Origin of the sequence: Lentzea sp. NBRC 102530, assembly GCF_030269365.1 — a bacterium.
In the GTDB taxonomy this organism is placed as follows: domain Bacteria; phylum Actinomycetota; class Actinomycetes; order Mycobacteriales; family Pseudonocardiaceae; genus Lentzea.
On record NZ_BSTF01000025.1, the window covers coordinates 77,289 to 101,312 of the forward strand.

At 70.0% G+C, this 24,024-nt stretch carries 26 protein-coding genes and 1 rRNA gene; 16 read left to right on the forward strand and 11 right to left on the reverse strand.

Annotated features, from left to right (window positions below; translation table 11 throughout):
* Nucleotides 1-50: 50 nt before the first annotated feature.
* Nucleotides 51-698 carry a MerR family transcriptional regulator gene (locus tag QSK25_RS41280; protein WP_285646748.1) on the reverse strand — a complete coding sequence of 216 codons (648 nt, stop codon included), beginning with the start codon at nucleotides 696-698 and terminating at the stop codon, nucleotides 51-53.
* A gap of 70 nt (nucleotides 699-768) precedes the next feature.
* Here QSK25_RS41280 and QSK25_RS41285 point away from each other — a divergent pair, with 70 nt between their 5' ends.
* The 4 genes from QSK25_RS41285 (at nucleotide 769) to QSK25_RS41300 (ending at nucleotide 5,517) form a co-directional block, all read left to right on the forward strand.
* A complete protein-coding gene (locus tag QSK25_RS41285; RefSeq protein ID WP_285646749.1) occupies nucleotides 769-1,659 on the forward strand; it encodes a hypothetical protein in 891 nt (296 codons plus the stop codon).
* Nucleotides 1,656-2,105 (forward strand): ABA4-like family protein, encoded by a 450-nt coding sequence (locus QSK25_RS41290; protein ID WP_285646751.1) that lies wholly within the window; start codon nucleotides 1,656-1,658, stop codon nucleotides 2,103-2,105. The genes QSK25_RS41285 and QSK25_RS41290 overlap by 4 nt, the downstream gene beginning before the upstream one ends.
* A 92-nt stretch (nucleotides 2,106-2,197) precedes the next feature.
* On the forward strand, nucleotides 2,198-3,412 hold the full coding sequence (locus QSK25_RS41295) for a thiolase family protein (protein ID WP_285646752.1): 1,215 nt from the start codon (nucleotides 2,198-2,200) through the stop codon (nucleotides 3,410-3,412).
* Entirely contained in the window at nucleotides 3,409-5,517 is a 2,109-nt protein-coding gene (locus QSK25_RS41300; protein ID WP_285646753.1) for a 3-hydroxyacyl-CoA dehydrogenase NAD-binding domain-containing protein, read from the forward strand. The genes QSK25_RS41295 and QSK25_RS41300 overlap by 4 nt, the downstream gene beginning before the upstream one ends.
* Nucleotides 5,518-5,620: 103 nt before the next feature.
* On the opposite strand, the gene QSK25_RS41305 is transcribed toward QSK25_RS41300, so the two are convergent.
* On the reverse strand, nucleotides 5,621-5,947 hold the full coding sequence (locus QSK25_RS41305) for a hypothetical protein (RefSeq protein ID WP_285646754.1): 327 nt from the start codon (nucleotides 5,945-5,947) through the stop codon (nucleotides 5,621-5,623).
* A 109-nt stretch (nucleotides 5,948-6,056) separates the two neighbouring features.
* Here QSK25_RS41305 and QSK25_RS41310 point away from each other — a divergent pair, with 109 nt between their 5' ends.
* A complete protein-coding gene (locus QSK25_RS41310; protein ID WP_285646755.1) occupies nucleotides 6,057-6,590 on the forward strand; it encodes an HAD domain-containing protein in 534 nt (177 codons plus the stop codon).
* Here QSK25_RS41310 and QSK25_RS41315 read toward each other — a convergent pair.
* From QSK25_RS41315 to QSK25_RS41325, 3 genes are read right to left on the reverse strand one after another with little or no spacing between them, the layout of a single operon-like run.
* Nucleotides 6,529-7,044: a DUF2199 domain-containing protein gene (locus QSK25_RS41315; RefSeq protein WP_285646756.1), complete on the reverse strand. Its 516-nt coding sequence runs from the start codon at nucleotides 7,042-7,044 to the stop codon at nucleotides 6,529-6,531. The genes QSK25_RS41310 and QSK25_RS41315 overlap by 62 nt on opposite strands.
* Before the next feature lie 21 nt (nucleotides 7,045-7,065).
* Nucleotides 7,066-7,473, reverse strand: a complete 408-nt coding sequence (locus QSK25_RS41320; protein WP_285646757.1) for a type II toxin-antitoxin system VapC family toxin — start codon at nucleotides 7,471-7,473, stop codon at nucleotides 7,066-7,068.
* Entirely contained in the window at nucleotides 7,461-7,748 is a 288-nt protein-coding gene (locus tag QSK25_RS41325; RefSeq protein WP_285646758.1) for a type II toxin-antitoxin system Phd/YefM family antitoxin, read from the reverse strand. The genes QSK25_RS41320 and QSK25_RS41325 overlap by 13 nt, the downstream gene beginning before the upstream one ends.
* Before the next feature lie 72 nt (nucleotides 7,749-7,820).
* Between QSK25_RS41325 and QSK25_RS41330 the strand changes: the two genes are divergently transcribed.
* Both QSK25_RS41330 and QSK25_RS41335 read left to right on the forward strand, forming a co-directional pair.
* Nucleotides 7,821-8,534: a DUF72 domain-containing protein gene (locus QSK25_RS41330; RefSeq protein ID WP_285646759.1), complete on the forward strand. Its 714-nt coding sequence runs from the start codon at nucleotides 7,821-7,823 to the stop codon at nucleotides 8,532-8,534.
* Between the two features lie 29 nt (nucleotides 8,535-8,563).
* Nucleotides 8,564-10,264: a glycoside hydrolase family 5 protein gene (locus QSK25_RS41335; RefSeq protein WP_352236990.1), complete on the forward strand. Its 1,701-nt coding sequence runs from the start codon at nucleotides 8,564-8,566 to the stop codon at nucleotides 10,262-10,264.
* Here QSK25_RS41335 and QSK25_RS41340 read toward each other — a convergent pair.
* On the reverse strand, nucleotides 10,219-10,962 hold the full coding sequence (locus QSK25_RS41340) for an arylamine N-acetyltransferase family protein (RefSeq protein WP_285646761.1): 744 nt from the start codon (nucleotides 10,960-10,962) through the stop codon (nucleotides 10,219-10,221). The genes QSK25_RS41335 and QSK25_RS41340 overlap by 46 nt on opposite strands.
* 17 nt (nucleotides 10,963-10,979) lie before the next feature.
* Here QSK25_RS41340 and QSK25_RS45525 point away from each other — a divergent pair, with 17 nt between their 5' ends.
* From QSK25_RS45525 to QSK25_RS41370, 5 genes are all read left to right on the forward strand, one after another.
* Nucleotides 10,980-12,185, forward strand: coding sequence for a DUF72 domain-containing protein (locus QSK25_RS45525; RefSeq protein WP_352236992.1), 1,206 nt, complete (start codon nucleotides 10,980-10,982; stop codon nucleotides 12,183-12,185).
* Between the two features lie 155 nt (nucleotides 12,186-12,340).
* A complete protein-coding gene (locus QSK25_RS41355; protein ID WP_285646763.1) occupies nucleotides 12,341-14,773 on the forward strand; it encodes an AAA family ATPase in 2,433 nt (810 codons plus the stop codon).
* A complete protein-coding gene (locus QSK25_RS41360; RefSeq protein WP_285646764.1) occupies nucleotides 14,770-15,180 on the forward strand; it encodes a hypothetical protein in 411 nt (136 codons plus the stop codon). Before QSK25_RS41355 ends, QSK25_RS41360 begins: the two co-directional genes overlap by 4 nt.
* An 8-nt stretch (nucleotides 15,181-15,188) precedes the next feature.
* The gene (locus tag QSK25_RS41365; RefSeq protein ID WP_285646765.1) at nucleotides 15,189-16,025 is read left to right on the forward strand and encodes a metallophosphoesterase family protein; all 837 of its coding nucleotides are present in this window, start codon (nucleotides 15,189-15,191) and stop codon (nucleotides 16,023-16,025) included.
* On the forward strand, nucleotides 16,022-18,652 hold the full coding sequence (locus QSK25_RS41370) for an AAA family ATPase (RefSeq protein ID WP_285646766.1): 2,631 nt from the start codon (nucleotides 16,022-16,024) through the stop codon (nucleotides 18,650-18,652). Before QSK25_RS41365 ends, QSK25_RS41370 begins: the two co-directional genes overlap by 4 nt.
* On the opposite strand, the gene QSK25_RS41375 is transcribed toward QSK25_RS41370, so the two are convergent.
* The gene (locus tag QSK25_RS41375; RefSeq protein WP_285646767.1) at nucleotides 18,633-18,863 is read right to left on the reverse strand and encodes a PDDEXK family nuclease; all 231 of its coding nucleotides are present in this window, start codon (nucleotides 18,861-18,863) and stop codon (nucleotides 18,633-18,635) included. The two genes, QSK25_RS41370 and QSK25_RS41375, sit on opposite strands and share 20 nt — an antisense overlap.
* Nucleotides 18,864-19,117: 254 nt before the next feature.
* Here QSK25_RS41375 and QSK25_RS41380 point away from each other — a divergent pair, with 254 nt between their 5' ends.
* On the forward strand, nucleotides 19,118-19,756 hold the full coding sequence (locus QSK25_RS41380) for a hypothetical protein (protein WP_285646768.1): 639 nt from the start codon (nucleotides 19,118-19,120) through the stop codon (nucleotides 19,754-19,756).
* Here the strand turns inward: QSK25_RS41380 and QSK25_RS41385 are convergent.
* A complete protein-coding gene (locus QSK25_RS41385) occupies nucleotides 19,753-20,043 on the reverse strand; it encodes a hypothetical protein (protein ID WP_285646769.1) in 291 nt (96 codons plus the stop codon). The two genes, QSK25_RS41380 and QSK25_RS41385, sit on opposite strands and share 4 nt — an antisense overlap.
* A 135-nt stretch (nucleotides 20,044-20,178) precedes the next feature.
* On the opposite strand from QSK25_RS41385, the gene QSK25_RS41390 reads away from it, so the two are divergent.
* Together QSK25_RS41390 and QSK25_RS41395 are read left to right on the forward strand one after the other, a co-directional pair.
* The gene (locus QSK25_RS41390; protein WP_285646770.1) at nucleotides 20,179-21,078 is read left to right on the forward strand and encodes a helix-turn-helix domain-containing protein; all 900 of its coding nucleotides are present in this window, start codon (nucleotides 20,179-20,181) and stop codon (nucleotides 21,076-21,078) included.
* Between the two features lie 178 nt (nucleotides 21,079-21,256).
* Nucleotides 21,257-22,174: a hypothetical protein gene (locus tag QSK25_RS41395; RefSeq protein WP_285646771.1), complete on the forward strand. Its 918-nt coding sequence runs from the start codon at nucleotides 21,257-21,259 to the stop codon at nucleotides 22,172-22,174.
* Here QSK25_RS41395 and QSK25_RS41400 read toward each other — a convergent pair.
* Complete coding sequence (locus QSK25_RS41400; RefSeq protein ID WP_285646773.1) at nucleotides 22,147-22,938, reverse strand: NmrA family NAD(P)-binding protein; 792 nt, start codon at nucleotides 22,936-22,938, stop codon at nucleotides 22,147-22,149. The genes QSK25_RS41395 and QSK25_RS41400 overlap by 28 nt on opposite strands.
* A 96-nt stretch (nucleotides 22,939-23,034) precedes the next feature.
* Between QSK25_RS41400 and QSK25_RS41405 the strand changes: the two genes are divergently transcribed.
* Nucleotides 23,035-23,391 (forward strand): nucleotide pyrophosphohydrolase, encoded by a 357-nt coding sequence (locus tag QSK25_RS41405; RefSeq protein WP_285646775.1) that lies wholly within the window; start codon nucleotides 23,035-23,037, stop codon nucleotides 23,389-23,391.
* A 214-nt stretch (nucleotides 23,392-23,605) separates the two neighbouring features.
* Here QSK25_RS41405 and QSK25_RS41410 read toward each other — a convergent pair whose 3' ends face one another.
* Together QSK25_RS41410 and rrf are read right to left on the reverse strand one after the other, a co-directional pair.
* On the reverse strand, nucleotides 23,606-23,770 hold the full coding sequence (locus QSK25_RS41410; protein WP_170176444.1) for a hypothetical protein: 165 nt from the start codon (nucleotides 23,768-23,770) through the stop codon (nucleotides 23,606-23,608).
* Between the two features lie 178 nt (nucleotides 23,771-23,948).
* A 5S ribosomal RNA gene (rrf, locus tag QSK25_RS45655) occupies nucleotides 23,949-24,024 on the reverse strand; the annotation flags it as partial.

The window sequence follows — 24,024 nt, forward strand, 5'->3', positions numbered from 1 at the left end:
CCACCCCGGGTCATGTCCGGCAGGACGCCCGGTCTTTCACCTCGCTCCGGTCAGTTCTCGTCGTCCGGAGGAGGCACGTCCCCGATCAGGTCGCGCGACACCTGTGCGTGGGCGAGCCTGCGGACGGCCTTGAGCACGGTGTCGCCGACGATCGTGCCGATGACCATCGCCTCGATGACCGCGTCGCGCGAACCCTGCCGGGCGATGTACTCGACGTCGGCCTGCGCGATGATCTTCAGCCCCTCCAGGTAGGGGTCGAGCAGGTCCCCCATGTGGTCGTGCCCGACGGACCTGGCGACCGACAGCGCCGCGGCCAGCATGTGGGTCACGTTCGACTCGGTGACGTCGGCGCACTCCTCCTCGCCCTGCCGCTCGAAGAACGCCTGAACGTCCGCGACGGCGAGCGGGTCGAGGTCGACCGCGCTCGGCTGGCTGATGGCCTCCTGCACCGCGCCGAGCTTGGTGTGCAGCGACTCGCGGGTGTCGATGGCCGTGAGGACGTCACGCACCGAGGCGATCGACAGTCCTCCGACGTCCATCAGGGCACGCACCAGCCGCAGCCGCCGCAGGTGCTCGTCGTCGTAATGAGCCTGGTTCGGGCTGGTCAGCACGCCGGCGGGCAGCAGTCCCTCACGCAGGTAGTACTTGATCGTCGGCACCGGGACGCCGCTCTTCTTCGCAAGCTCGCCAACACGCATATGGATAGTGTACCTTCCCGTTTATCGATAGTGGAGATCTCCACTATCCATTCCGTAGCAGGGGGCTCCGATGCTGAAGGCCATGCAGAACTGGCACCGCCCGTTAGTCGTCTTCGGATGGGCGATGGTGGTGCTGATCCCGATCGCGCTCGTCGGACTCCTGATCGACGACCGCACGGTGGTGAACTCGCCGATCTGGCTCAAGCCGTTCAAGTTCGCCGTGTCGCTCGCGCTCTACTCGTTCACGCTCGCCTGGCTGCTCACGTTCCTGCGGCGGTTCCAGCGCGTCGGCTGGTGGGCGGGCACGGTGCTGACGGCGGCCGGCGCGGCCGAGATGGTCGTGATCGTCGGTCAGGTGATCCGCGGCAGGCGCAGCCACTTCAACTTCGAGACGCCGCTCGACACCGCGCTGTTCTCGATCATGGGCTCGACCATCGTGGTGCTGTGGGTGACCCACGCGATCGTCGCGATCCTGCTGTGGCGCACGGACATCGAGAACAAGGCGTTCTCCTGGTCCATCCGGCTCGGGCTCGCGATCTCGTTCCTGGGCCTCGGCGTCGGGTTCCTGATGACCAGCCCGAAGCCCGGCCAGGCGCTCGACGGCGACACGCTCGGCTCGCACACGATCGGCGCGCCCGACGGCGGCGCCTACATGGCGGTCACCGGCTGGAGCACCGAGCACGGCGACCTGCGCGTCGGGCACTTCATCGGCATGCACGCCCTGCAGGTGCTGCCACTGCTGATCGCACTGCTCGGCCGCCGCGCCAACGCCAGGATCGCCTGGGTGCTCAGCGGGTCGTTCCTGGGGATCTTCCTGCTCGTGACCTGGCAGGCGCTGCGCGGCCAGTCCCTCGTCCAGCCGGACGGCACGACGTTGCTCGCGCTGGCCGGAATCGTCGCCGCGACCGCACTGGGACTGGTGTGGGCGCGCGAAACCCAGAAGGAGCTCGTGCCCGCATGACCGCCCTGCTGTTCGACCTGACGTTCCTGGTGGCCGCGCCGTTCTGGGCGCTCATGATCCTCGCGCCCAAGTGGTCGTGGACGCAGAAGATCGCCGAGTCGTACCTGATCGTGCTGCCACCCGCCCTGATCTACGTCGTGCTGCTGGTCCCCGAGCTGACCACGGTGCTGCCGCTGGTCACCCGGCCCGAGCTCGGGCCGCTGGCGGAGTACCTGGCCACTCCCGCCGGCACCGCGCTGGTGTGGGCGCACATGCTCGCGTGGGACCTGTTCGTCGGCCGCTGGATGTACCTCGAGGGACGCCGGCTCGACGTCCACCCGCTCGTCATGGCACCCGTTCTGGTGATCACGATCCTGCTCGCCCCGGTCGGGTTGCCGCTGTTCCTGATCATCCGCAAGGTGTGTGACACAACCAACAGGGGTACCGCAGTGGTTACTGGCCAGTAACTAGGGTTAGAGTTGGCGTTACCGACCGGTAGGGATGTCGCGCAGCCCGACCGGTAGTGGACAGAGTTGTCACCACAAGTGGAGGAGACGCCGTGGCCGCACCAGCAGCGCCGGCACGCGTTCGGAACGTGGTCTTCGTCGACGGCGTACGCACGCCGTTCGGCAAGGCCGGCCCCAAGGGGATTTTCGCCGAGACCCGTGCCGACGACCTGATCGTCAAGGTCATCCGTGAGCTGCTGCGCAGGCACCCCGAGCTGCCGCCGGAGCGGGTCGACGAGGTCGCGATCGCCGCGACCACCCAGATCGGCGACCAGGGCCTCACGCTCGGCCGCACCGCGGCACTGCTCGCGGGCCTGCCGAAGTCGGTGCCCGGCTACTCGATCGACCGCATGTGCGCGGGCGCGATGACCGCCGTGACCACGGCCGCGAGCGGCATCGCGTTCGGCGCCTACGACATCGCCATCGCGGGCGGCGTCGAGCACATGGGCCGGCACCCGATGGGCGAGGGCGTCGACCCGAACCCGCGCTTCCTGTCGGACCGGATCGTCGACACCAGCGCTCTCGTGATGGGCCAGACCGCGGAGAACCTGCACGACCGGTTCCCGCACATCACCAAGGAGCGCACGGACGCCTACGCGGCCAACTCCCAGGCCAAGTACGCCGACGCGCTCAAGAACGGCAAGATCGGGCCGGAACTCGTGCCCGTCGCGACCCGCTCCGCGGAGAACGGCTGGGGCCTCGCGACGGCCGACGAGCCGCCGCGTCCGGGCACCACGGTCGAGGACCTGGCGAAGCTCAAGACCCCGTTCCGCCCGCACGGCCGGATCACCGCGGGCAACGCGGCCGGTCTGAACGACGGCGCGACCGGCTGCATCCTCGCCGAGGAGGAGACCGCGCGCGAGCTCGGCCTGCCCGTCGGCATGCGGATGGTCGGCTACTCGTTCCTGGGTGTCGAGCCCGAGGTCATGGGCATCGGCCCGGTTCCGGCCACGGAGAAGGCGCTGCAGCGCGCCGGTCTGTCCATCGAGGACATCGGCCTGTTCGAGGTGAACGAGGCGTTCGCGATCCAGGTGCTCGCGTTCCTCGACCACTTCGGCATCGCCGACGACGACCCCCGCGTGAACCAGTGGGGCGGCGCCATCGCGACGGGTCACCCGCTGGCCTCGTCCGGCGTCCGTCTGATGACGCAGCTCTCGCGTCAGTTCGCCGAGCGTCCGGACGTCCGTTACGGCCTCACCACCATGTGCATCGGCATCGGCATGGGTGGAACGGTCATCTGGGAGAACCCGAACTGGAGTGGCAAGTGACCATCACCGCTGAGGAAGCAAAGGCGATCTTCCCCGACGAGGTCGTCACCCACGCCAAGACCCGTCTGATCAGCGTGCCCGGCCTCGACAAGCCGGTCGCGTTCATCACGATCGACAACGGCCTGGACCACACGCGTCCGTCGACGTTCGGCCCGCAGTCGCTGGTGTCGCTCGGCGCCGCGTTCGACGAGGCCTACGCGGCCAAGCCCGCCGCCATCGCGGTGACCGGCAAGCCGTTCATCTTCGCGGTCGGCGCGGACCTGTCCGCCGTCGAGCAGGCCACGGACCGTTCGCAGGGCGTCACGATCGGCGCGCTGGGCCACGAGGTCTTCAAGAAGTTCACCGACTCGGACGTCCCGACCTTCGCCTTCGTCAACGGCGCGGTCATGGGCGGTGGCCTGGAACTCGCGCTGTCGTGCCACTACCGCACGCTCGCGTCGAACGCGGCCGCGATCGCGCTGCCCGAGGTGTTCCTCGGCCTGTTCCCGGGCTGGGGCGGCACGCAGCTGCTGCCGAACCTGATCGGCGCCGACGACGCCGTGACGGTGATCTTCGAGAACGCGTTGAACCAGAACAAGATGCTCAAGCCGAAGGAAGCGCTCGCGCTGGGCATCGCGGACGTGCTGTTCGACTCCGCCGACTACCTGGAGCAGTCGCTGCTGTGGCTGTCCGGTGTCGTGCGCGGTGAGATCTCGGTGCCGCGCAAGGAGATCGACCGCGGTGACGCGTGGGACGCGGCCGTGGCACGGGCCAAGGGCATCGTGCACGGCAAGACCAAGGGCGCGGCGCCCGGTGCGTTGAAGGCGCTGGAGCTGCTCGAGCTGGCGCGCGAGAACGACCTCGAGAAGGGCTACGCCGCCGAGACCGAGGGCCTCGCGGACCTCGTCATGAGCGACGAGCTGCGCGCGGGCCTGTACTCGTTCAACCTGGTGCAGAAGCGGGCGAAGCGACCGGCGGGCGCGCCCGACAAGTCGCTGGCGCGCAAGGTCACCAAGGTCGGTGTCGTCGGCGCGGGCCTGATGGCCTCGCAGATGGCGCTGCTGTTCATCCGCCGCCTGCACGTGCCGGTCGTGCTGACCGACATCGACCAGGCGCGCGTGGACAAGGGCGTCGGCTACGTGCACGCCGAGATCGACAAGCTGCTGGGCAAGAAGCGGATCTCGCCGGACGAGGCGAACCGCCTCAAGGCCCTGGTCTCCGGCTCGCTCGACAAGGCCGCGTTCTCCGACGCCGACTTCGTGATCGAGGCCGTGTTCGAGGACCTGGCCGTCAAGCAGCAGGTGTTCGCCGAGGTCGAGGAGCACGTCTCCGCCGAGGCGATCCTGGCGACCAACACCTCATCGCTGTCCATCACGGACATGGCGTCGAAGCTCAAGCACCCCGAGCGGGTCGTGGGCTTCCACTTCTTCAACCCGGTCGCGGTCATGCCGCTGCTGGAGATCGTGCGCGCCGAGCAGACCGACGACGCCACGCTGGCGACGGCGTTCTCGATCGGCAAGCAGCTCAAGAAGTCCTCGGTGCTCGTGAAGGACGCGCCCGCGTTCGTCGTGAACCGCCTGCTGACCCGCTTCATGGGCGAGGTCATCAAGTCGGTCGACGAGGGCACGTCGTTCGAGGTCGCCGACAAGGCCACCGAGCCGCTGGGCCTGCCGATGTCGCCGATGATCCTGTTGCAGCTGGTCGGTTCCGCCGTCGCGCTGCACGTGTCGGAGACGATGCACGGCGCGTTCCCCGACCGGTTCTCGGTGTCGGAGAACATGAAGAAGTTCGTCGCCGCCGGCAAGGGCGCGGTGTGGCAGTGGGACTCGACCGGCAAGCAGACGGTCGACCCCGAGGTCCAGGCCCTGTGGGAGTTCGGTGACGCGCCCCTGACCGGTGACGAGGTGAAGAACCGCGCGCTGGAGGCGTTGGCCGAGGAGATCCGGATCATGCTCGACGAGGGCGTGGTCGCGGAGGCGCAGGACATCGACCTGTGCATGATCCTGGGCGCCGGGTGGCCGTTCTGGCTGGGCGGCATCACGCCGTACCTGGACCGCACCGGCATCTCGGAGAAGGTCACGGGCAAGCGTTTCCTGGCGCCGGGTGTGGCGTCGGTACCCGCCTAGTCCGCTGTGGTCGAAGCCCCGGTTCCTCCTCGACGGAGCCGGGGCTTCTTCATGCCGTGAGGAGCCCACCGGCACGTGCGGAACAGGCAGCGGTGCCTGTCCGCTAGGCCTCCGGCACCATCTGGGGCCGGTGCAGCTCCGCCTTGCCGGCCTGGCAGATGAAGTAGGCGTCGATGTTCGTCGCGCGCAACGTCACCTCGGAGCCCGCCACCAGTTCCCGGTAGCGCGGCAGGTCCGGCAGGCCGAGGGCGACGGTGTCGAACGGGTGGGTCTGGCGCAGCATCAACGACCTGCGCAGTGCCTCGCCGAACGCCCAGCGGGGTGAGTCGTCGTCCTGGGGGACCTCGACCAGCGCGCCTTCGAGGTGGTGTTCGAGCGCGGCCCGCACGTGGTCCGCCGTGCCCCACGTCGCGATGTCCGTGACAGTCATGTGTCAGGTATCGGGTTGAAACGCCGGATCATTAGCCGTTCGGACGTTCCGATCGTGTTGAATCTGGATTTCACGGGCTCCTGAGGCTTCGAGATGATCTCATCAGGGCATGACTCGTCCCGCGATCCTGCTGGACGTCGACGGCCCGCTGAACCCGTTCCTCGCGAAGCCGACCCGGCGCCCGGCCGGCTACACCACGCACCGCATCCGCCCGCACGGCTTCTTCCGGCCGTTGCGCGTGTGGCTCGACCCGTCGCACGGCCCGTGGCTGCTCTCGCTCGCCGCCGCCGTCGACGCCGACCTGGTGTGGGCGACGACGTGGGAGCACGAGGCGAACGAGTTCATCGGCCCGGTCCTCGGCCTGCCCGAGCTCGAGTGGATCGCGTTCGGCGGCGCCGACCACCGCGACGGCCTGCACGCCAAGGTCCCGGCGATCACCGCGTGGGCGGGCACCCGGCCGATCGCGTGGCTGGACGACGAGTTCCAGCGGCGCGACGGCGAGTGGGCCACCGCGCGCCCCGGGACGTTGCTGGTGCCGGTCGATCCCCGCAAGGGCATCGGCATCGACCACCTGGAACGCGTCAGGGCGTTCCTCGCTGGTGCAGGGCGATCTCCGCGAACTCCTGCACCCGTGCGACCGTGATGCCCTCGCGCTGCTCGACGGCGAGCGGGTGGCCCGTCGGTTCGAGCTCGATCAGCGGACGCACCCCGGGCTCCTGCGTGTGCAGCCTGGTCTTGAGGTTGACGGTCGGGTACGCGTAGCCGGGCAGGGCCGTCGACAGCCAGCCGAAGTACGGCGGTTCGGCGGCCCGTGCCGGGTCGTCGAAGACGTCGATCATGCGCTGGTAGTTCACGGGCGAGAGGGACACCCACACGCCCCACTCCAGGTCCTCGTCGGCGTCGCGCACCGGCAGCACGATCCGCCCGCGCACGAAGTGGTGCTCGTCCCCGATCACGCACTGCTCCCCGGCGAGGAAGCTGCCCGGCAGCCCGGCGACTTCCTCCGACCAGTACACCGGCGCCGGCATCGAGTAGGCGAACGGCAGCCCCTCGTGCACCTCACCGCAACACGAACAGCTGAACCCCAGAGCGGTCATGGCGAGAGCCTAGAGCGGCGCTCAGACCTGACGGATCGGCACGACCTCCACCAGCCGGCCGACGTCCTTGAAGTCCTTGACGTTCATCGTCAGCACCGGCACCCCCGCGACCGCCGCCGTGGCCGCGATCTGCAGGTCCATCCGCCGCGGCCGCGGACTGCGCCCGGCCCGCCGCACCAGCGAGGCCATCTGCCCGTAGACCTTGGCCTCCTCGACCCCGAACGGCAGCACCTCGAACGTCTGCAACGCCGCGTAGTACCGCTCGGTCCGCGCGAACCGCTCGACCGGGTCCTCGGTGTCGAGCCCGAAGGCCAGCTCCGCGATCGTCACGGCGCTCAGGTACGGCTGGGCGTGGACGTACTCCCCCAGGTTCGCCCGCTCCAGCCTGATCAGCACACAGGTGTCGAGCAGACAGCTCAGCTGCGCCACGGGTCGTCCAGGGGGTCGTCGGCACCGAACACCTCGTCGGCCGCCCGCCGGTCGGCCTCCCACCGCTCGGCGTCCACCGGGGGCAGGGTGCCGAACAGCACCTGCACGTCCCCGAGCGGCGGCCTGCTGACCGCCTCCTCGCGGTACGGCGAGAGCTGGGCGACGGGCTTGTTGTTGCGGGTGACGACGAAGCTCTCACCCGCCTCGACGCGCCGCATGATCTCCGCGTTGTCGTTGCGGAGCTCACGCTGGCCGATGGCTTTGAGCTGCTGCATACCACCAATGTAGCACCAACGCCAAATAAGTGCTACGGAGTAGCTACAGGGGCGCCGGGCAACCCGGAGGGCATGATCAGGATCGGTACGTCGGGATGGCGCTACCCGGAATGGCGTGACGGCTTCTACCGCGGCGTCCCGCAGCGGCTCTGGCTGAACCACCTGGCCGGGCAGGTCGGCACGATCGAGATCAACAGCTCCTTCTACCGCCACCAACCGGCGTCGAACTACCGCAAGTGGGTCGCCGAGACCCCGCCGGACTTCGTCTTCGCCGTCAAGGGCCCGAAGCTGGTCACGCACGTCCGGCGCCTGCGGGACGCCGGGGACGCGGTCAGGGCGTTCGCCGAGTCGCTCGCCCTGGGCCCGAAGCAGGGACCGGTCCTCTGGCAACTGCCGCCGTCCCTGCGCTTCGACCCGGCGACGATCCGGGACTTCCTCGCCGCGCTCCCGCCGGGCAGGCACGCGCTCGAGCCGCGGCACGAGTCGTTCCGCACCGACGCCTACTTGGACCTGCTCCAAGAACACGACGTCGCTCACGTCGTGTCGGACGCCCCGACGTTCCCGTGCATCGAAGCCGTCACCACCGACTTCGCCTACCTGCGGTTGCACGGGCACGACGAGCTCTACATCAGCTCGTACGACGACGAACAGCTCGGCGCGTGGGCCGAGAAGATCGAGGACTGGGACCGCGACACCTACGTCTACTTCGACAACACCATGCACGGCGCCGCACCGCTCAACGCACTGACGCTCTCGCACCTTCTGCGAGAGCGCTCCCACAGTTAAGCTGTTCAGATATGAGAACGATTCGCGTCTTGGCTCCCCTGCTCCTGGCCGCGAGTCTCGTGGCTCCCGTGCAAGCGCACGCGGAGGAGGCGGCCTGGACCGGCCCCCTCAGCACCCGAGGCCGGTGGATCGTCGACGCCCACGGCGACCGCTTCAAGCTCAAGTCCGGCAACTGGCACGGTGCGAGCGGCACCTACACCGGTTCCGGCGACATCAACGACCCCGCCAACCACCACTCCGGCGAGAAGGCCGACCAGGTGCCGCTCGGCCTCGACCGCGCGTCGATGGCCACGATCATCAGCGGCTTCAAGGAGATCGGCGTCAACAGCATCCGGCTGCCGTTCTCCAACCAGATGATCAGGGACACCACCCCGGTCAACGGCCTGAAGGACGCGCAGCTCAACGGCAAGCGGCCGCTGGAGGTCTACGACGCGGTCGTCGGCGAACTGACGCGCAACAACCTCGCCGTCATCCTCAACAACCACACCACGACCTCGCGCTGGTGCTGCGGCGTCGACGGCAACGAGCGCTGGAACACCAGCCAGAGCACCGACCAGTGGATCAACGACTGGGCGTTCATGGCCGACCGCTACAAGGCGAACAAGCGCGTCGTCGGCGCGGACCTCTACAACGAGGTGCGCCGCAACGTCTGGGACGACCCGAACTGGGGCTGGGGCAACGACCACGACTGGCACAAGGCGTCGCAGCAGGCCGCGGACCGCCTGCAGCAGGTCGCACCCGACCTGCTGGTGATCGTCGAGGGCATCAACTGGACGGGCATCCCGGTCGACGGCTTCGCGCACGGCCGGCCGACGCTGGAACCAGTGCGGTTCCTCAGCCACACGCTCGCGAACCCCGAGAAGCTGGTGTACTCCGCGCACTTCTACGGTTACACGGGCCCGAACCACAGCGGTGCCACGGGAATCGGCGAGACGACCGACCCCCGCTACCAGGACCTGTCACCGCAGGAACACGTCAACGTGCTGCAGCGGCAGGCGTTCTTCATCACCGAGGCGCAGAAGCACTTCACCGCACCGTTGTGGATCAGCGAGTTCGGGGTCGGCGGGCGCGGCGAGAACAACCCCAAGGCACGCGACTGGTTCGAGCGGTTCGTGAACCAGCTGGTCGCGAACGACACGGACTTCGCCTACTGGCCGTTGGTCGGCTTCCACACCAACCGCGGTGGCAACGGGTGGGCGTTGCTGCACTGGGACGCCAACGGCAACCGCATGGGCGTCAACGACGGCGACGACTGGCGGGCCGGTGCGTGGAACCGGCTCGTCACCGCGCCGAGCCGGACCGGGCAGGTGCCGCGCGAGACCCGGTGGAACCAGCTGCTCAAGGAGTCCTGCCCGCAGAGCGGGAAGCTGGTCGGCATCAGCCACACCGGCAACCGCGGCCTGTGCGTCAGCGGTCCACAGTGGAGCGGCACGACGCGCGTCACCAACGAGCAGCACGTGACGAGCGACTGGGCCGTCGGCTACACGAAACTCCAGTGCCCGCAAGGCAACGCCGCCGTCGGCTACGCGAACTTCACGTTGATCTGCGCACCGGTCGTCCAGGGGAACCAGACCCGCGTGCTGTGGTTCGACCGGGGCGACAACCGGCCGGACCAGGGCGGTGACTGGGCGAACGGGCACTACAAGGGCCAGTGCGCCCAGGACGAGCACATCGCCGGTGTCGCCTACAACTGGCGCAGGACGCCGGACGCCTTGCTCTGCCGGAAGTGAAGTCCGAAGTGTTCCAGGAAAGCGGCCGCAGGGTCCTCGATGGTGGTCGAGGTCTTGTGGCCGTTCTCCGTTCGCACGACCTTCTTGTCCGTCACCGTGATCCGTCCGGTGGGCAACGCGAGCGACGCCATCGGCTGGGTGCGGAAGTGCGACTCCGGCGCGGTCTGGTGCCACCAGCACGTCGGGACGAACTCGGCGAGCTCGCGCGGCCGGCGGTCCAGCCGGTAGGAAGGCCTGCCGTTCATCAGCACCTCGACCTCGTCGCCGACGTCGGCGAGCCGGAACGTGCCGGACGGGTTCCGCTGGTCCTCACGCGACTTCCAGTCGAGCGGCCGCGACGTGAACGCGCCGAACCCGACGTCGGCGAGCCAGGTGCCGTCGACGAGCAGCGCGAGGTGGTCGAGCGGCGGCCCGAGCCTCTCCCCGATCGTGCGCGCGCCGAGCAGGTCGACGTGATGTCCCAAGTGCCGCAACAACTCCGCGAACAGCCCGTTGAGCTCGTAGCAGAACCCGCCCCGCCGCTGCGCGACGATCTTGTCGTGCAGCCACGGGACCTCCAGCACGATCCGGGTGTCCATGTGCGTGTAGAGGTTCTCGAACGGAACGCTCAGCAGGTGCCGTTCGTGCAGCTCCGCCAACGACGACGAGCGGGTGGCGCCGATGCGCCGCAGGTATGAATCGAACACGGAGTCGTCCACCGTGCCACGATAGCCAGGTGGGCGAGGTCAGGATCGGCACTTCGGGGTGGGTCTACCCACCCTGGCGCGGCACGTTCTACCCCAAGGGCGTCACGCAGAAGCGCGAGCTGGCGTACCTGAGCGAGCAGCTCGGCTCCGTCGAGATCAACGGCTCGTTCTACTCGCTGCAACGCCCGTCGAGCTACCGGAAGTGGGCCGCCGAGACGCCGGACGACTTCGTGTTCTCGGTCAAGGGCAGCAGGTTCATCACGCACATGAAGCGCCTCAAGGACGGCGACGAGCTCCTCGCGAACTACCTCGCGTCCGGTGTGCTCGCCCTGGGCCCGAAGCTCGGCCCGATCCTGTGGCAGCTCCCGCCCACGCTCCAGTTCGACGCGGGCCTGCTCACGGCGTTCTTCGAGGCACTCCCCCGCACCACCACCGAAGCGGCCGAGATCGCGAAGCGCCACGACCACCGCGTGGACCCGGCCCACACCACCACGGACGCCGAACGGCCGATGCGCCACGCCCTCGAAGTCCGCCACGACAGCTACGTCGTGCCCGAGTTCTTGGAGCTCCTCCAACGCCACGGGATCGCGGTCGTCGTCGCGGACGCCGCCGGCAAGTACCCGCTCATCGAGAAGGTCACGGCCGACTTCGTCTACGTGCGGCTGCACGGCCACGACGAGCTCTACGTGAGCGGCTACACCGACGAGGGCCTGGACCAGTGGGCCGAGAAGGTCAGGGCCTGGCGCGAGCACGGCGACGTGTTCGTCTACTTCGACAACGACGCCAAGGCGCACGCCCCGCGGGACGCACGGCGCTTCAAGATCGTCTGGCCGACTGACCCGAATGGACGCACACTCCATTGCGACGGAGGTGCGCCCATGTCGACGAAGAGCCTCATCGCCGCCCTGGTGATCACTGCGGGCGCGGTTGCCTCCAGTGGGATCGCCGTAGCCCAGAGTGACGGAACCTGCGACAAGGGCGAGTTCTGCGTGTGGGCCGGACCGGAGTACACGGGGGCCGTGCAACGCCTGGACCTGGAGACCGCGAACCCCGGCGAGTGCATCACCCTGACGCTCACCGGCAAGTCGTTCGCGAACCGCCTGAGCAGGGACGCGACCGTGTACCAGCGGGAGAACTGCTCGACCGAGGCCGAGTTCACCACCTACCCGAAGCACGGCACCTACGTGCCGGACGCCTACTTCGTGATCAGGGGCCTGCAGGTGTGGGGTCCTTAACGAGCGCGACCTACTTTAGTCACCCTATGTAACTCCACTCGATCGTGTGAGTACTCACCAGTAGGTCCCCTTTCGTGCCTAAGTTGCCGCCCTATCGAGTGGTGGCAGCTGGAGGAAATGTGACCGTGGCGGGTGAAGCCGGGTTACTCGAACTGATGGCCGGAAGACTGGCCCAAGACGAACTCACCCCACGTGCGGCGGAACTGGTGCTGGCGGCGTGCCGGGGCGACGCGGCGCTGGACCGCGCGCTGACCGGCGTCGCGACCGAGGAGGACGCGCCGCCGGACCGGTCGGACGGGCCCGGCCAGGGCATCTTCGTCTCGGAGATCCGGGTGCGGGGTTTCCGCGGCATCGGCCCGCAGGCACGCCTGCCGCTGGCGCCCGGTCCGGGACTGACCGTCGTCACCGGCCGCAACGGCTCGGGCAAGTCGAGCTTCGCCGAGGCCGCCGAGCTCGCGCTGACCGGCTACAACGCCCGCTGGACCCGCGCCAGGCACGACACGGGGAAGCAGGGCTGGCGCAACCTGCACCAGCCCGACACCGCCGTCGAATTGGAGCTCGTCCAATCCGACCGGGGGGACGGCCCCGCAGACAGCCCGGGAGACGGCAGAGCGGACGGTCCAGCGGGGAAGACGACGATCCGAAGACACTGGGCGCCGGACGACGATCTGGCGCGGGGCGAGTGGACGCAGGACGACCAGCCGTTCGACCACGGCAGGTGGCGCGACGCGCTGGAGACCTACCGGCCGTTCCTGCCCTACAGCGAGCTGAGCACCGTTCTCGACGCCCAACCGGAAGACCTCTACGAGGCGATGCACCGCCTCCTCGGCCTGGAGGCCATCACCGAGGCGCAGCAGGCGCTCGCCGAGCACCGCAAGCGCCTCGCCGAGGTCGTCGCCCGCCCCTACGACCGGCGTGAGCGCGTCCGCGCGGAGCTGCTGGCGTCCCAGGACGAACGCGCCCGCCGCGCCGCCGCGTTGCTCGGCAGCGACTCCCCCGACCTCGACGCGATCGCGGACCTCGCGCTCGGCGCGGAGGTCGGCACCGGCACGAGCCTGCTGCACCAGATCGTGGACGTGGCGCCACCGCCGGAGGACGAGGTCGACCGGGTGCGCGAGACGCTCGACCTGGCGCTCACCGGAGTCACCGCCGTCGCGACGGACAACGCGCAGGACTCGTTGCGGTGCAGCGAGATCCTGCGGCTCGCCATCCAGCTCTCGGAGTCGGCCAGGACCTCCGACTCCGAGCGGGCCCAGACCTGCCCGGTGTGCGACCTCGGCCGGCTCGACGGCCGGTGGCTCGCGAAGGCCAAGGACCGCGCCGAGCACCTCGCCAGGGCCGCCGCGGAACTGCACGGGGCGGCCGACCGCCTGGACGTCGCCGTCGCGGCCACCCGCGCGCTGTGCCAGCCGGTGCCCGAGGTGCTGCTCGAAGCCGAGGGCGTGCTCGACGTGACGACGGCGTTGCAGGCGTGGCAGGCCTGGCACGACTGCGTCGCCATCGACGACCCCGTGCGTCTCCGGCAAGAGGTGTTCGAGCGGTACACCGAGCTCGTACAGGCGGTCGACCAGCTGAAGACCGTCGCGCGGGAGCAGATCGACCGGCGCGACCTGGTGTGGCGGCCGATGGCGATCGCGTTGTTCGAGTGGCACTCGCAGGCCCAGCAGGCGCTGGCGGACTCGCAGGTGCTCGCGGACGTGACCGAGGCGGAGAACTGGATCCGCAAGGCCGCGGCGACGTTGCGGACCGAGCGGATCGCGCCGTTCGCGAAGGAGTCGCAGCGGATCTGGCAGCGGCTGCGCCAGCAGAGCAACGTCGATCTGGGCGCGGTCCGGCTCGGCGGGGCCCGCAACGTCGAGTTGGACGTGTCCGTCGACGGCGTCACGAACTCGGCGCTCGCGGTGATGAGCCAGGGCGAGCTGCACTCGCTGGGGCTCGCGCTGTTCCTGCCGCGGGCGATGGTGGACGAGAGCCCGTTCCGGTTCGTGGTGATCGACGACCCCGTGCAGGCCATGGACCCCTCCAAGGTCGACGGGCTCGCGCAGGTGCTCGCCGACGTGGGGCTGACCCGCCAGGTCGTGGTCTTCACGCACGACGAACGGCTGGTGGAGGCGTTGCGGCGGCTCCGGCTGGCCGCGACCGTGTGGGAGGTGTGCCGCGGTGAGGAGTCCGTGGTGCAGGTGCGGATGTCGGACGACCCGGTCGGCCGCTGCCTGGGCGACGCCCGCGCGATGCGGGGTGACGAGGACCTGCCGGACGCGTTGCGCGCGGAGCTCGTGGCCTCGTGCTGCCGGGCCGCGCTGGAAGCCGCGTCGCACGCCCGGTTCCGGCGCCGCCACCTCGGCAGCGGGATGCCGCACGCCGAGGTGGAACGCAGGCTCGAATGCGCGCTGACGACGCGCCAGAAGCTCACCCTGGCCGTGCTGGACGACCTCGCGGAACCGGCGAAGCTGGTGCCGCACCTGGAGGACGTCGTCGGTTCGTGGGCGGTGGACCTGGTGCAGGCGTGCCGCGTCGGCGGGGACACCGGCGACCTGGACGTGCTGATCCGCGACACCGAACTGCTCGCCGGGTGGTTGCAGCGATGACCCTCCCCTCCGACGTCCAGGACCGGCTCACCTGCGTCGCCAACCTGCTGGCGCGCCCCGACCAGCTCGACGGCGTGCGGATCCGTTGCTGCGCCGAGCTGTTGCGCACGGCGGTGGAACGGTCGGTGGCCCGCGCGTGCGGTGCCGAGAACGCCGACCAGCCCGTGCACGCGTTGCTGATCGCTCTTCCGTCCCATGTGGACAGCGATGTGGCGCAGGACGCCTCCCAGCTGTGGCACGCGCTGCGCCGCGCGATCCGCCACCACGGCTACGAACTGACCCCGAACGTCGCGGAGCTGGCCGGCTGGCACGCCGAGACCGCGGCCGTGGCGGCGGCGCTGAGTTCGCCCCTGAGCCCCATCCCGTCCCCGAACCTGTCACTGTCCGGCACGATCGACCCGAGCTGAAGGCACCGGTGAAACTGCTGCTGTTCGCGGACCTGCACCTGGACACGCGCTTCCCGAGCGCCGGCCCGGAGCGGCGTCAAGCGTTGCGCGACACGTTGGGCCACATCGTCGACCTCGCCCAGGAGTCCGGCGTCGACGCGATGCTGTGCGCCGGCGACCTGTACGAGCACGATCGATGTTCCCCCTCCACGGCCTCGTTCCTGCGGTCGTCGTTCGACTGCCCGGTACCGGTGTTCCTGGTGCCCGGCAACGACGACTGGTACGGGCCGCAGTCGGTCTACCAGCAGGTGGACTGGACGCCGAACGTCCACGTGTTCTCGTCGGAGTCGCTGACGCCGGTGGAACTCGCCGACGGGATCACGTTGTGGGGAGCGGCGAACGTCGGTCCCGGCCCCGCGCGGGACGTCCTCGACGGGTTCGCGGTGGACCGGGGTGGCGTGAACCTGGCGCTGTGCCACGGTTCCGCTCCCGACGACGTCGCGATCACGGGGCTGGACCACGCGTTCCTCGGGCACGTGCACACGCCCGAGCACGCCGCGCACTACACGTTCCCGGGCAACCCGGATCCGCTGACACCGGGCGAGACGGGGGAACGCGGGGCCGTGTTGTGCACGGTGCACGAGGACGGTTCGGTGTCGCGCGAGGTGTTCGACGTGTCAGCGTCGCGGTCGCTCGGCTGGCACGAGGCGGAGCGGACGTTCCCCTTGCTGGACTTCGACCACGTGTCGTCGGAACGGACCGTGCGCGGCCAGTTCGTGCGGGACGTGCTCGCCGATCCGTCGCTGGACGTGACTTTGCGCGGGCGTGTGCTGTCGGCCGGCCTGCGGGCGTTGGAGGAACGATGAGGATCGAGTCCGTTGTCGCGCACGCGTTCGGGCCGTTGCACGACCGCACGTTGCCGCTGGCGCCCGGCCTGACCGTGGTGGCGGGGATGAACGAGTCGGCGAAGTCGTCGTGGCACGCGGCGATCCGCGCGGCGCTGTGCGGTGCACCGGCGTCGCGGCACCGTCCGTGGCGGGGCACGGCGTGGCGGGTGGAGACGATGGTGTCGCTGGAGTCCGGCGAGGTCGTGGTGGTGGACCGCGATTTCAACGACGACACCGCGCCGGACATCTCACGCCACCTGGGCCTCGACCGCGCGTCGTTCGCCGCGACCGCGTGCGTCGACCAGGCGCAGCTGCTGTCGGTGCTGGACGCGGCCGACGGCATGCAGAACCACCTGCGGCGCGCGGCGGCGACGGCGGGCACCGACGGCACGGTCGAGCAGGCGCTGCAACGGCTGACCGCGCCCGTCGACGAGTTGCGCGACGCCCGCAACCGCTTGCGCGAAGCCGAAACCGACCTGGCGGTGGCCCGTCGCGAACACGCCCGGTACCAGGAGCTGAGCGCACAGGCCCGGTTCGCCTGCGCCGCCCGCGCCCGCCTGGCCGTGCAGGAGCACGCCGAGTCGATGAAGGGCCTGTCCGCGCGGGTCGGCAGGCTGACCGAGCTGAAGGAGCGGTTCGGCGACTCGCCGCCGTCCGGCCTGGCCGCGCAGGAGGAACTCGCCCGCGTGGTGAACCGCGCGCTGGCGGCGTGGCGGGCCGCGCCGAACCCGCGCGCGCTGGCCGGCCCGACCGCCGCGACGCTCGAGGCCGAACTCGAAGCCCTGCCGTCGCCGCCCGTCGGTGAGACCGCGCTGGACGACGAACTCCGCGTGGTCGCCTCGGCCCATGCGACCGCGTCCGCCGTGGCCGCCGCGCACGACGAACGCCGTCCGCAGCCCCCGACGACCGCCGAGCCGTCCGTGCTGCGCGGCCTGGCCACCCGCCTCGACCCGGCCGCCGGTGGCCGCCTGACCACGGCGTCGATCGACGTGGACACCGCGCGCCAGCACCAGGACCACGCGGCCGCCGACGCGGCCCGCACCCAGGTCGAGGCCGACGTCGCCGCGGCCCGCGTGCAGGAGATCGCGGTGCCGAACCCGTTCCTGCGCAACGCTTTGCTGGCGTTGAGCTGCCTCACCTCCGTGGTGGGCCTGCTGCTGTTCCTGACGGGCCAGCACCTCGCCGCCATCGGTGTCGTGGTGGCCGCCCTGGTCGCCGGCGTCGGCGGCGCCCTGTCCCGGGGCAACAGCACCCACCGCGAAGCCGCCGTGACCTTCGCCGCCGAACGGGCGGCCGCCGCCACCGAATCGCGCGCCCGCCTGTTCACCGCGGACCGCACCCTCGCCGAAGCAGAGGGCCAACGCGCCGTGGCGCTCGAAGCCGTGCGAATCCACGACGAGGCCGTCGCCGAGTGCGCGTCCCTGCGGATACCGGCGGACCGCGAAACGTTGTGGCGCCTGGCCAACCGCGGCGCCTGGGAAGCCGAACACGCCGACCTGGTCTGCGAGGTGGCCCGCACCGAGAAGGTGGTGCGCGTGGAACTGGCCGCACGCGGCAAGGTGGACGCCACGATGACCGTCCCCGACCTCCTCGTGGACTACGAGACCGACTGCAAGGTCCGAGGCCGACAGGCCCAGCTGGCAGCCCAGCGCCCCCTCCTGGCCCGGGCCCTGGCGGACCGCCGCCTGGCCGAAGCCGCCGTGACCGAAGCCGCCACCGCCAGAACCCGCGCGTTGAACCTCCTCCGCGAGGCCGTCAAGGCCATCGGCGGCACCGGCGACCGCCCGGATGACCTCCTGCGCGCCATCGCCGAGTGGCAACGGGGCTGGGACCGCCTCCTGCGCGAGGCGGAGGACGAACGCAACGCCTGGGCGGAACTCCAGTCCCTGCAAGCCGACGGCACCCTCGACGACCTCGAGACCACCCTCTCCGCAGCACAGACGCACCACGCAACCTTGGTGGAAGCCACCCTCCGCTACGCCACGGTCCCGCCGGCGGACCCATCCCTGGCCCCCGCCGCGGAAGCCCTCACCGCCACGGTCACCGAACTGGCCAGAACCCTCCCCAGCGTCCCGGACGCCGAGGAGGCGGTGGCAACGGCAACAGCGGCCCTGGCCGAGATCTCAGCCGAGGTGGAGGCCATAGACCTGGCCTCCCGCTACCTGACCGCGGCACGCGAGAAGGTCCACAGCACCATCGCCCCTGCCCTGGAGGACACCCTCCGCACCTGGCTCCCGACCGTCACCGACGGCCGCTACGTCGACGCCGCCGTGGACCCCGCGACCCTGACAGTGCGCGTCCGCACCGCCACCGAATCGTGGCACCAGGCCTCCCGCCTGTCCCTCGGCACGGCCGAGCAGATCTACCTGCTGCTCCGCGTGGCCCTGGCGCAGCACCTGGCCACCGAACCGTGCCCGCTGCTGCTGGACGACGTGACCGTGCAGGCGGACGACACCCGCACCCACGCCGTCCTCGACCTGCTGCTGCAGCTGTCGGCGGACCGGCAGATCGTGCTGTTCGCGCAGGACACGGCGGTGGCGGAGTGGGCGCGGGAGAAGCTGGGCGAACGGGACCTGCTGCACCAGCTCACCCAGGTGGCGGCCTGAGCGACCGCACGAGCGCGAGGACCCGGTCGGCGACGTCGGCCGGGTCCTCGTGCTCCCAGACGCGGACGACGCGCCAGCCCGCCGCCGCGAGCTGGACGTCCGCGTCCCTGTCGCGAACGACCACACCGTGCAGCTTCACGCGCCACCACTCGCGGTTCGCCTTGGGGAGTTGGCCGTGTTCCGGGCACGAGTGCCAGAAGCAGCCGTCCACGAACAAGGCGATCCGCGGACCGCGCGCCTGCGCCGGTTGGTGCCGGGCGCCGCGACGTCGACGAGGTAGCGCAGCCCTCTGCGGTGCAGAGCCCTCCTGACCGCCATCTCCGGCGCGGTCCCGACCCGCCGTGTGCGGCGCATGACCTTCGACGTCGCCTCGGACGTGGCGGCCGGCGCGGGGCCGGGATCGACGTGGCGGTACACGACCGGCAGCTTCGCAGAATTGTCAGACCCCGCGGTTACCGTCGAGGTATGACCAACGCCGCCTACCGCAAGCTCTCCCCCGACACCGACGCGAAGCTGGCCGACCTCGGCCTGCGCCAGGCGGTCCTGGACCGCGCGATCACCGCCGGGATCGACGCCCGCGCCGCCTCGCCCCCGTTCGGGCCGACGAACGCGCCGGGTCTGCTCGACTGGATCCATCGGGTGGGCACGTTGCGGGAGTTGCTGGCGGCGGAGGGGTGGCAGCGGCTTGACCACTGGAACGCCGGGCTGATCCGGCACCCGTCGCGACCCGTGTTGCTCGGGACGTTGCAGGGAAATCGCGGCACCGGGTCGCCGGAGGCGCCGTTGCGCAGCGACTATGCGAAGGGGCCCGCTATTGCGGCGATGATGCGGGACAACGACCACGACCAGTTCGCGCTGTTCGAGAACGTGCGCGGCGAAGGGCTCAAGTTGTGGTTCCTGGTGACCTATCCGGTGCAGCTGGAGGATCGGCTGTTGGTGTTGCGGGAGGTCTCGCAGCCGGAGCCGACGCCGCAGAACCAGATCATCGAACGGTGGGCGCACCGGATCGTGTTGCCGCCGATGGAGTTCCCACTGGCCAAAACGCCCAATGTGGACGGTCCGGAGGAGGTGGACTTTCCGGTCGCGCTGCGCCGGCGGGGTTAGTGGGACATGCCCGCGGCGAGGTTCGCCAGGGCGCCGGCGGCGACCAGCAGGGCCAGGGTGAGGGTGGCCAGGGCGAGTGGTCTGCGCAGGCTCGTGGTGTGGCGCATGCGGTAGGTGGTGGCGAGGCTGAGCAGCGCGCAGGCGATCGGGGCCGTCCACACCCAGTGCGGCCAGCGGATCGCGCCCACCACGGAGAGCCCCAGGAACAGCAGGCCCAGCAACCAGGCGGCGAAGCCCGCGGTGCGCAGCACCTGCTCCTGCCGTTGGGCTCGATTGTCTTGGGCCACGCAGCCACGTCCGATCCACCTGTGTCCAGCGCCGCACGTTCGACGTTACGCCAAACGGCCTTGTGCCGCCGGTGTGCGCGCTAGGCCTGGGGCCGTCTGGCAGTGCGGACGGGCAAGAGCGACAATGACCGGATCATGCTCACGCCCTCGCGACTCACGCTCGCCCGCACCCGGCGCGGTCTCACCGCGGCCGAGCTGGCGCGGAAGTCGGGGGTGCAGGCGCGGGCGATCACCGAGTACGAGCGCGGGGTGCGCACCCCGTTGCCGGCCACGGTCGAGTCGTTGGCCGGGGCGCTGGGATTTCCCTCGGCGTTCCTCGATGCACCGGAACCGCCGCGGCCGCAGAACGCACCGCAGGACGCCCAGGTGACGGCGGCCGCTCAGCTCGCGATCGAGTTCAACGGGTGGCTCGACCGGCTGTTCGTGTTGCCGCAGCCCGATCTGCCGGCCCCGCGCACAGCGCCGCAGGGGGTGCGGGACGCGTGGCGGCTCGCTGACGGGCCCGCACCGAACATGGTGCAGTTGCTGGAGTCGCACGGCGTGCGGGTGTTCTCGTTGCCGGTCGACTGCGTTGTGCAGGAAGCCTTTTCTTGGTGGCACAACGGGACGCCGTTCGTGTTCCTGGCGCCGACAGCCTCGCCGGAGCAGGCCAGGTTCGACGCCGCCGTGCAGCTGGCGGTGTTGCTCGGGCACGACGAACCCGAGGAGTTCGCGGCGGAGTTCCTGATGCCCCAACGGCAGCTGCCCGGCACCGATCACCGGCACTGGCACGTGGGGCGCGAGCAGTTCACGAGGTGGGCGAACGTGCACAGCCTCGTGCCGGGTGGCATGGCTCGCCGGGAAACCTCGAAGCTGCTCACCAAGGTGTTCAAGGTCCTGCGCGAGAACGGGACCACGCCGTCGCACGTGGCCAAGGAACTCGGCCTCGGGCTCGAGGAGCTCAACGGGCTGGTGTTCGGGCTCGTGCTCACGGCCCTGCCGGGTGGTGGCGAGCCGGGACCGCGCGGGCGCGCGCGGCTGACGCTCGTCCACTGATTCCGGTCGGCGGAGGCGTGCACTCACGGTCGGCGGTCGACCGCGATCTGCGACCGAATTCCGTCACTCGGTGGAGTCTCTCGCCCGTCAGAGTGGGCCAAACGAGCGATCTGTGAAACGTATCGCCCGGCGTCACCGACACTGAGAGTGACGGGAAGCCGAGTCGTGAGGATGCCCCATGACGATGCAGCAGCGCACAGAACCTTCGCCCGCCGCCGTCCTGATCGCCGTTGCCGTGCTCGCGCTGGTTCTGACCGTTGCTTTCGGCCCTCTGGGCTTCGTCATCGGTCTCGCGTTGTTCGCGTTGATGTTCATAGGAACCAAGAACAGGTCCGCCGAGCCGATCGCCCCGGCGCGGACCCGGTCCCGCCTGCGTCGCCTGTCGACGGCCGGGCGGGTCTCGATCGTCGGCGAGTCCCACCACCAGGACGCCATCGGCGAGATCGTCCGGCTCGCCACGACGCAGACACCCGGCTCACCGGACGACACGTCGGTCCCGGCCGTCGCGGTGCTGGTGCCGGAGGCCGGTAACCGGAGTGCGGTGCGGGTCGACCTGCTGCGCGGCGACGGGTCCGCTGTCGCCGCCGGGTACCTGCGCGGTGAGCAGGCCGGTGAGTACGAGCCGCTGCTGTGGGAACTCGCCGAGCGCGGCGAGGTCGGTTCGTGTCCGGCCCGCATCATCGTCAGCGGCCAGCGGTACGGCGTGCACCTGCACCTCGGCGCACCGCAGTTGTTGCTGCTGGACCACGACGCCCTCGGCACGGCTCCCACGTTGCCGGCGGAACAGCAGGTGGCCGTCGTCGGAGAGAGCGTCCATCAGCACGTGCTGCACCGCGTGGTCGACGGCCGCACGCCCGTGCACGTGATCGCCGAGTTGAGGGACAGCAGGATCGCCAGAGGGTCTCACGTCGGTGAACACACCCTCGAAGTGCTGCTCGAAGGCGAGTCGATAGGACAACTCACGCACGCGATGGGGCTTCGCTACTCCGACGTGGCGCAGGAGTGGCGCGACCGCACGGGGCGCGCGCTCTGCGAAGCCGTCATCACCAACGAGGGCACGCGCGGTCTTCAGGCGAACTTGCTGCTGCCCAGGTAGTCGGCGAACGTCCGCGGCGCACGCCCGAGCACCCGCTGGACGCCGTCGGCGATGTGTGCTTCCTTCCCCTCGCGGATGAGCACGATCAGCATCGTGATGAGCTCGGCGATCTCCTCCGAGTAGCCGTGCTCCAGCAACACCGGGGTGAACTCCGCCTCCGGGAGGTCCACGTACCGCACCGGCTTGCCGGTCACCGCGCTGATCCGCGCCAGCACCTCGGGGAACGACAGGACCTCGCCCCCGCTGAGGTCGTAGGTCTGCCCGTGGTGGCCGGGCCGGGTCAGCGCGACGACGGCGACCTCGGCGATGTCCACCGCGTCGATGAACGGGTGCACGCCCTGACCGGCGGGAACGGCGAGTTCCCCGTGTTCGATGGACGGGGCGAACACGTCCTCGTCGAAGTTCTGCATGAACCACGTCGGCCGCAGGATCGTCCACTCCGCACCGGAGTCCTTGATCGCCGCCTCGAACGGGTCGTCGCCCGGGGCTCCACGCATCGACAGCAGCACGAATCTCGTGACGCCGGCCTTCACCGCGACCCTCACGAACTCGGCTAGCAGCAGGGGGTTCTCCGGCGGCACGACGTAGACGGCGGTCGTGCCGGCGACTGCGGGCTCCCAGGTGTCCTGGTCGGACCAGTCGAACTTCGTCGAGGCGGACCGGGACGCCGGACGGGCCGCTGGGCCGAGGAGTGCGGTGACGCGACGACCGGTCTTGCCGGTGGCGCCGAGCACGAGGACCGAATCAATGTTGATTGCGCTCAATGTTGACATGACCAGAGCTAATCAACGTTGACGCGGACGATCCATGTCCACACCACCGGCATCCTTGCTCGTTCGTCCACGTGGTAGTTGTGGGGCATGAGTCAGCGTGATCTCGTGGACCTGAGGGACGCCCTGCGCGCGTTCGCCGCTGCCCGTGACTGGGACAGCTACCACACGCCCAAGAACCTGGTGATGGCGTTGTCCGCGGAGGTCGGCGAGCTCACCGACCTCTTCCAGTGGCTGACGCCGGAAGAGGCGAGGGACGCGATGAAGGACCCGGAGCTCGCGTGGAACGTCCGCGACGAGTTGGCGGACGTGATGCACTACTTGACCAGGCTGGCGGACAAGCTCGGTGTCGACCTCGTGGAGGCCGCGTTCGCCAAGATCGAGCGCAACGAGCTGAGGTTCCCGACCGGGAGCCTGGTGCCCGTGCCGCTCGAGAAGGGCGAGTAGGGAACGTCCGGGCGCTGCGCGTTCGCCGGAGACGCGCCGTTCCCCATGCGGCATCGCTTCGACTTCGCGACGGAGAACGGCGCTCCCGTGTTCAGCGTCGACAAGAAGGCCTGGACCGTGACCACCTCCTGGTCCCGGTCCAGATTCCTGGCGTCGACCGCCGGCTCGTGTTCGCCCTGGCCTTGGCGCTCGACGCACTGCAGTCCCGCTAGGACTAGAGGTAAGTCAGCAGGAGGAGGATCAGGCACACCAGCAGCACGACGCCGAGCACTGCGGGCAGGATCGACTGCGAGGACGGCGCGGGCTCGCGGGCGTGCCTGCCCCGCCTCCTGCGCGCTCGCCACCGCAAAGGTGCCTCCCCTGCCCACTGCTCGTTCATGACGATCACGGTAGGGAGGCACAACCCGAGCCTGACTCACGTCACCCGCTCGCCGAGGTCTCATCACCCGGTCAGCCGCTCAAGGCGTACGGCGCCACATGCACGAAGGCATGCGGAAAAAGGCACAAAAAAGCCCTGCGGGGAGCGCTTGTGGCGCTCAACCCGCAGGGCAAATTAAGTTCGGCGGCGACCTACTCTCCCACACCGTAACCAGTGCAGTACCATCGGCGCAGAAGGGCTTAACTACCGGGTTC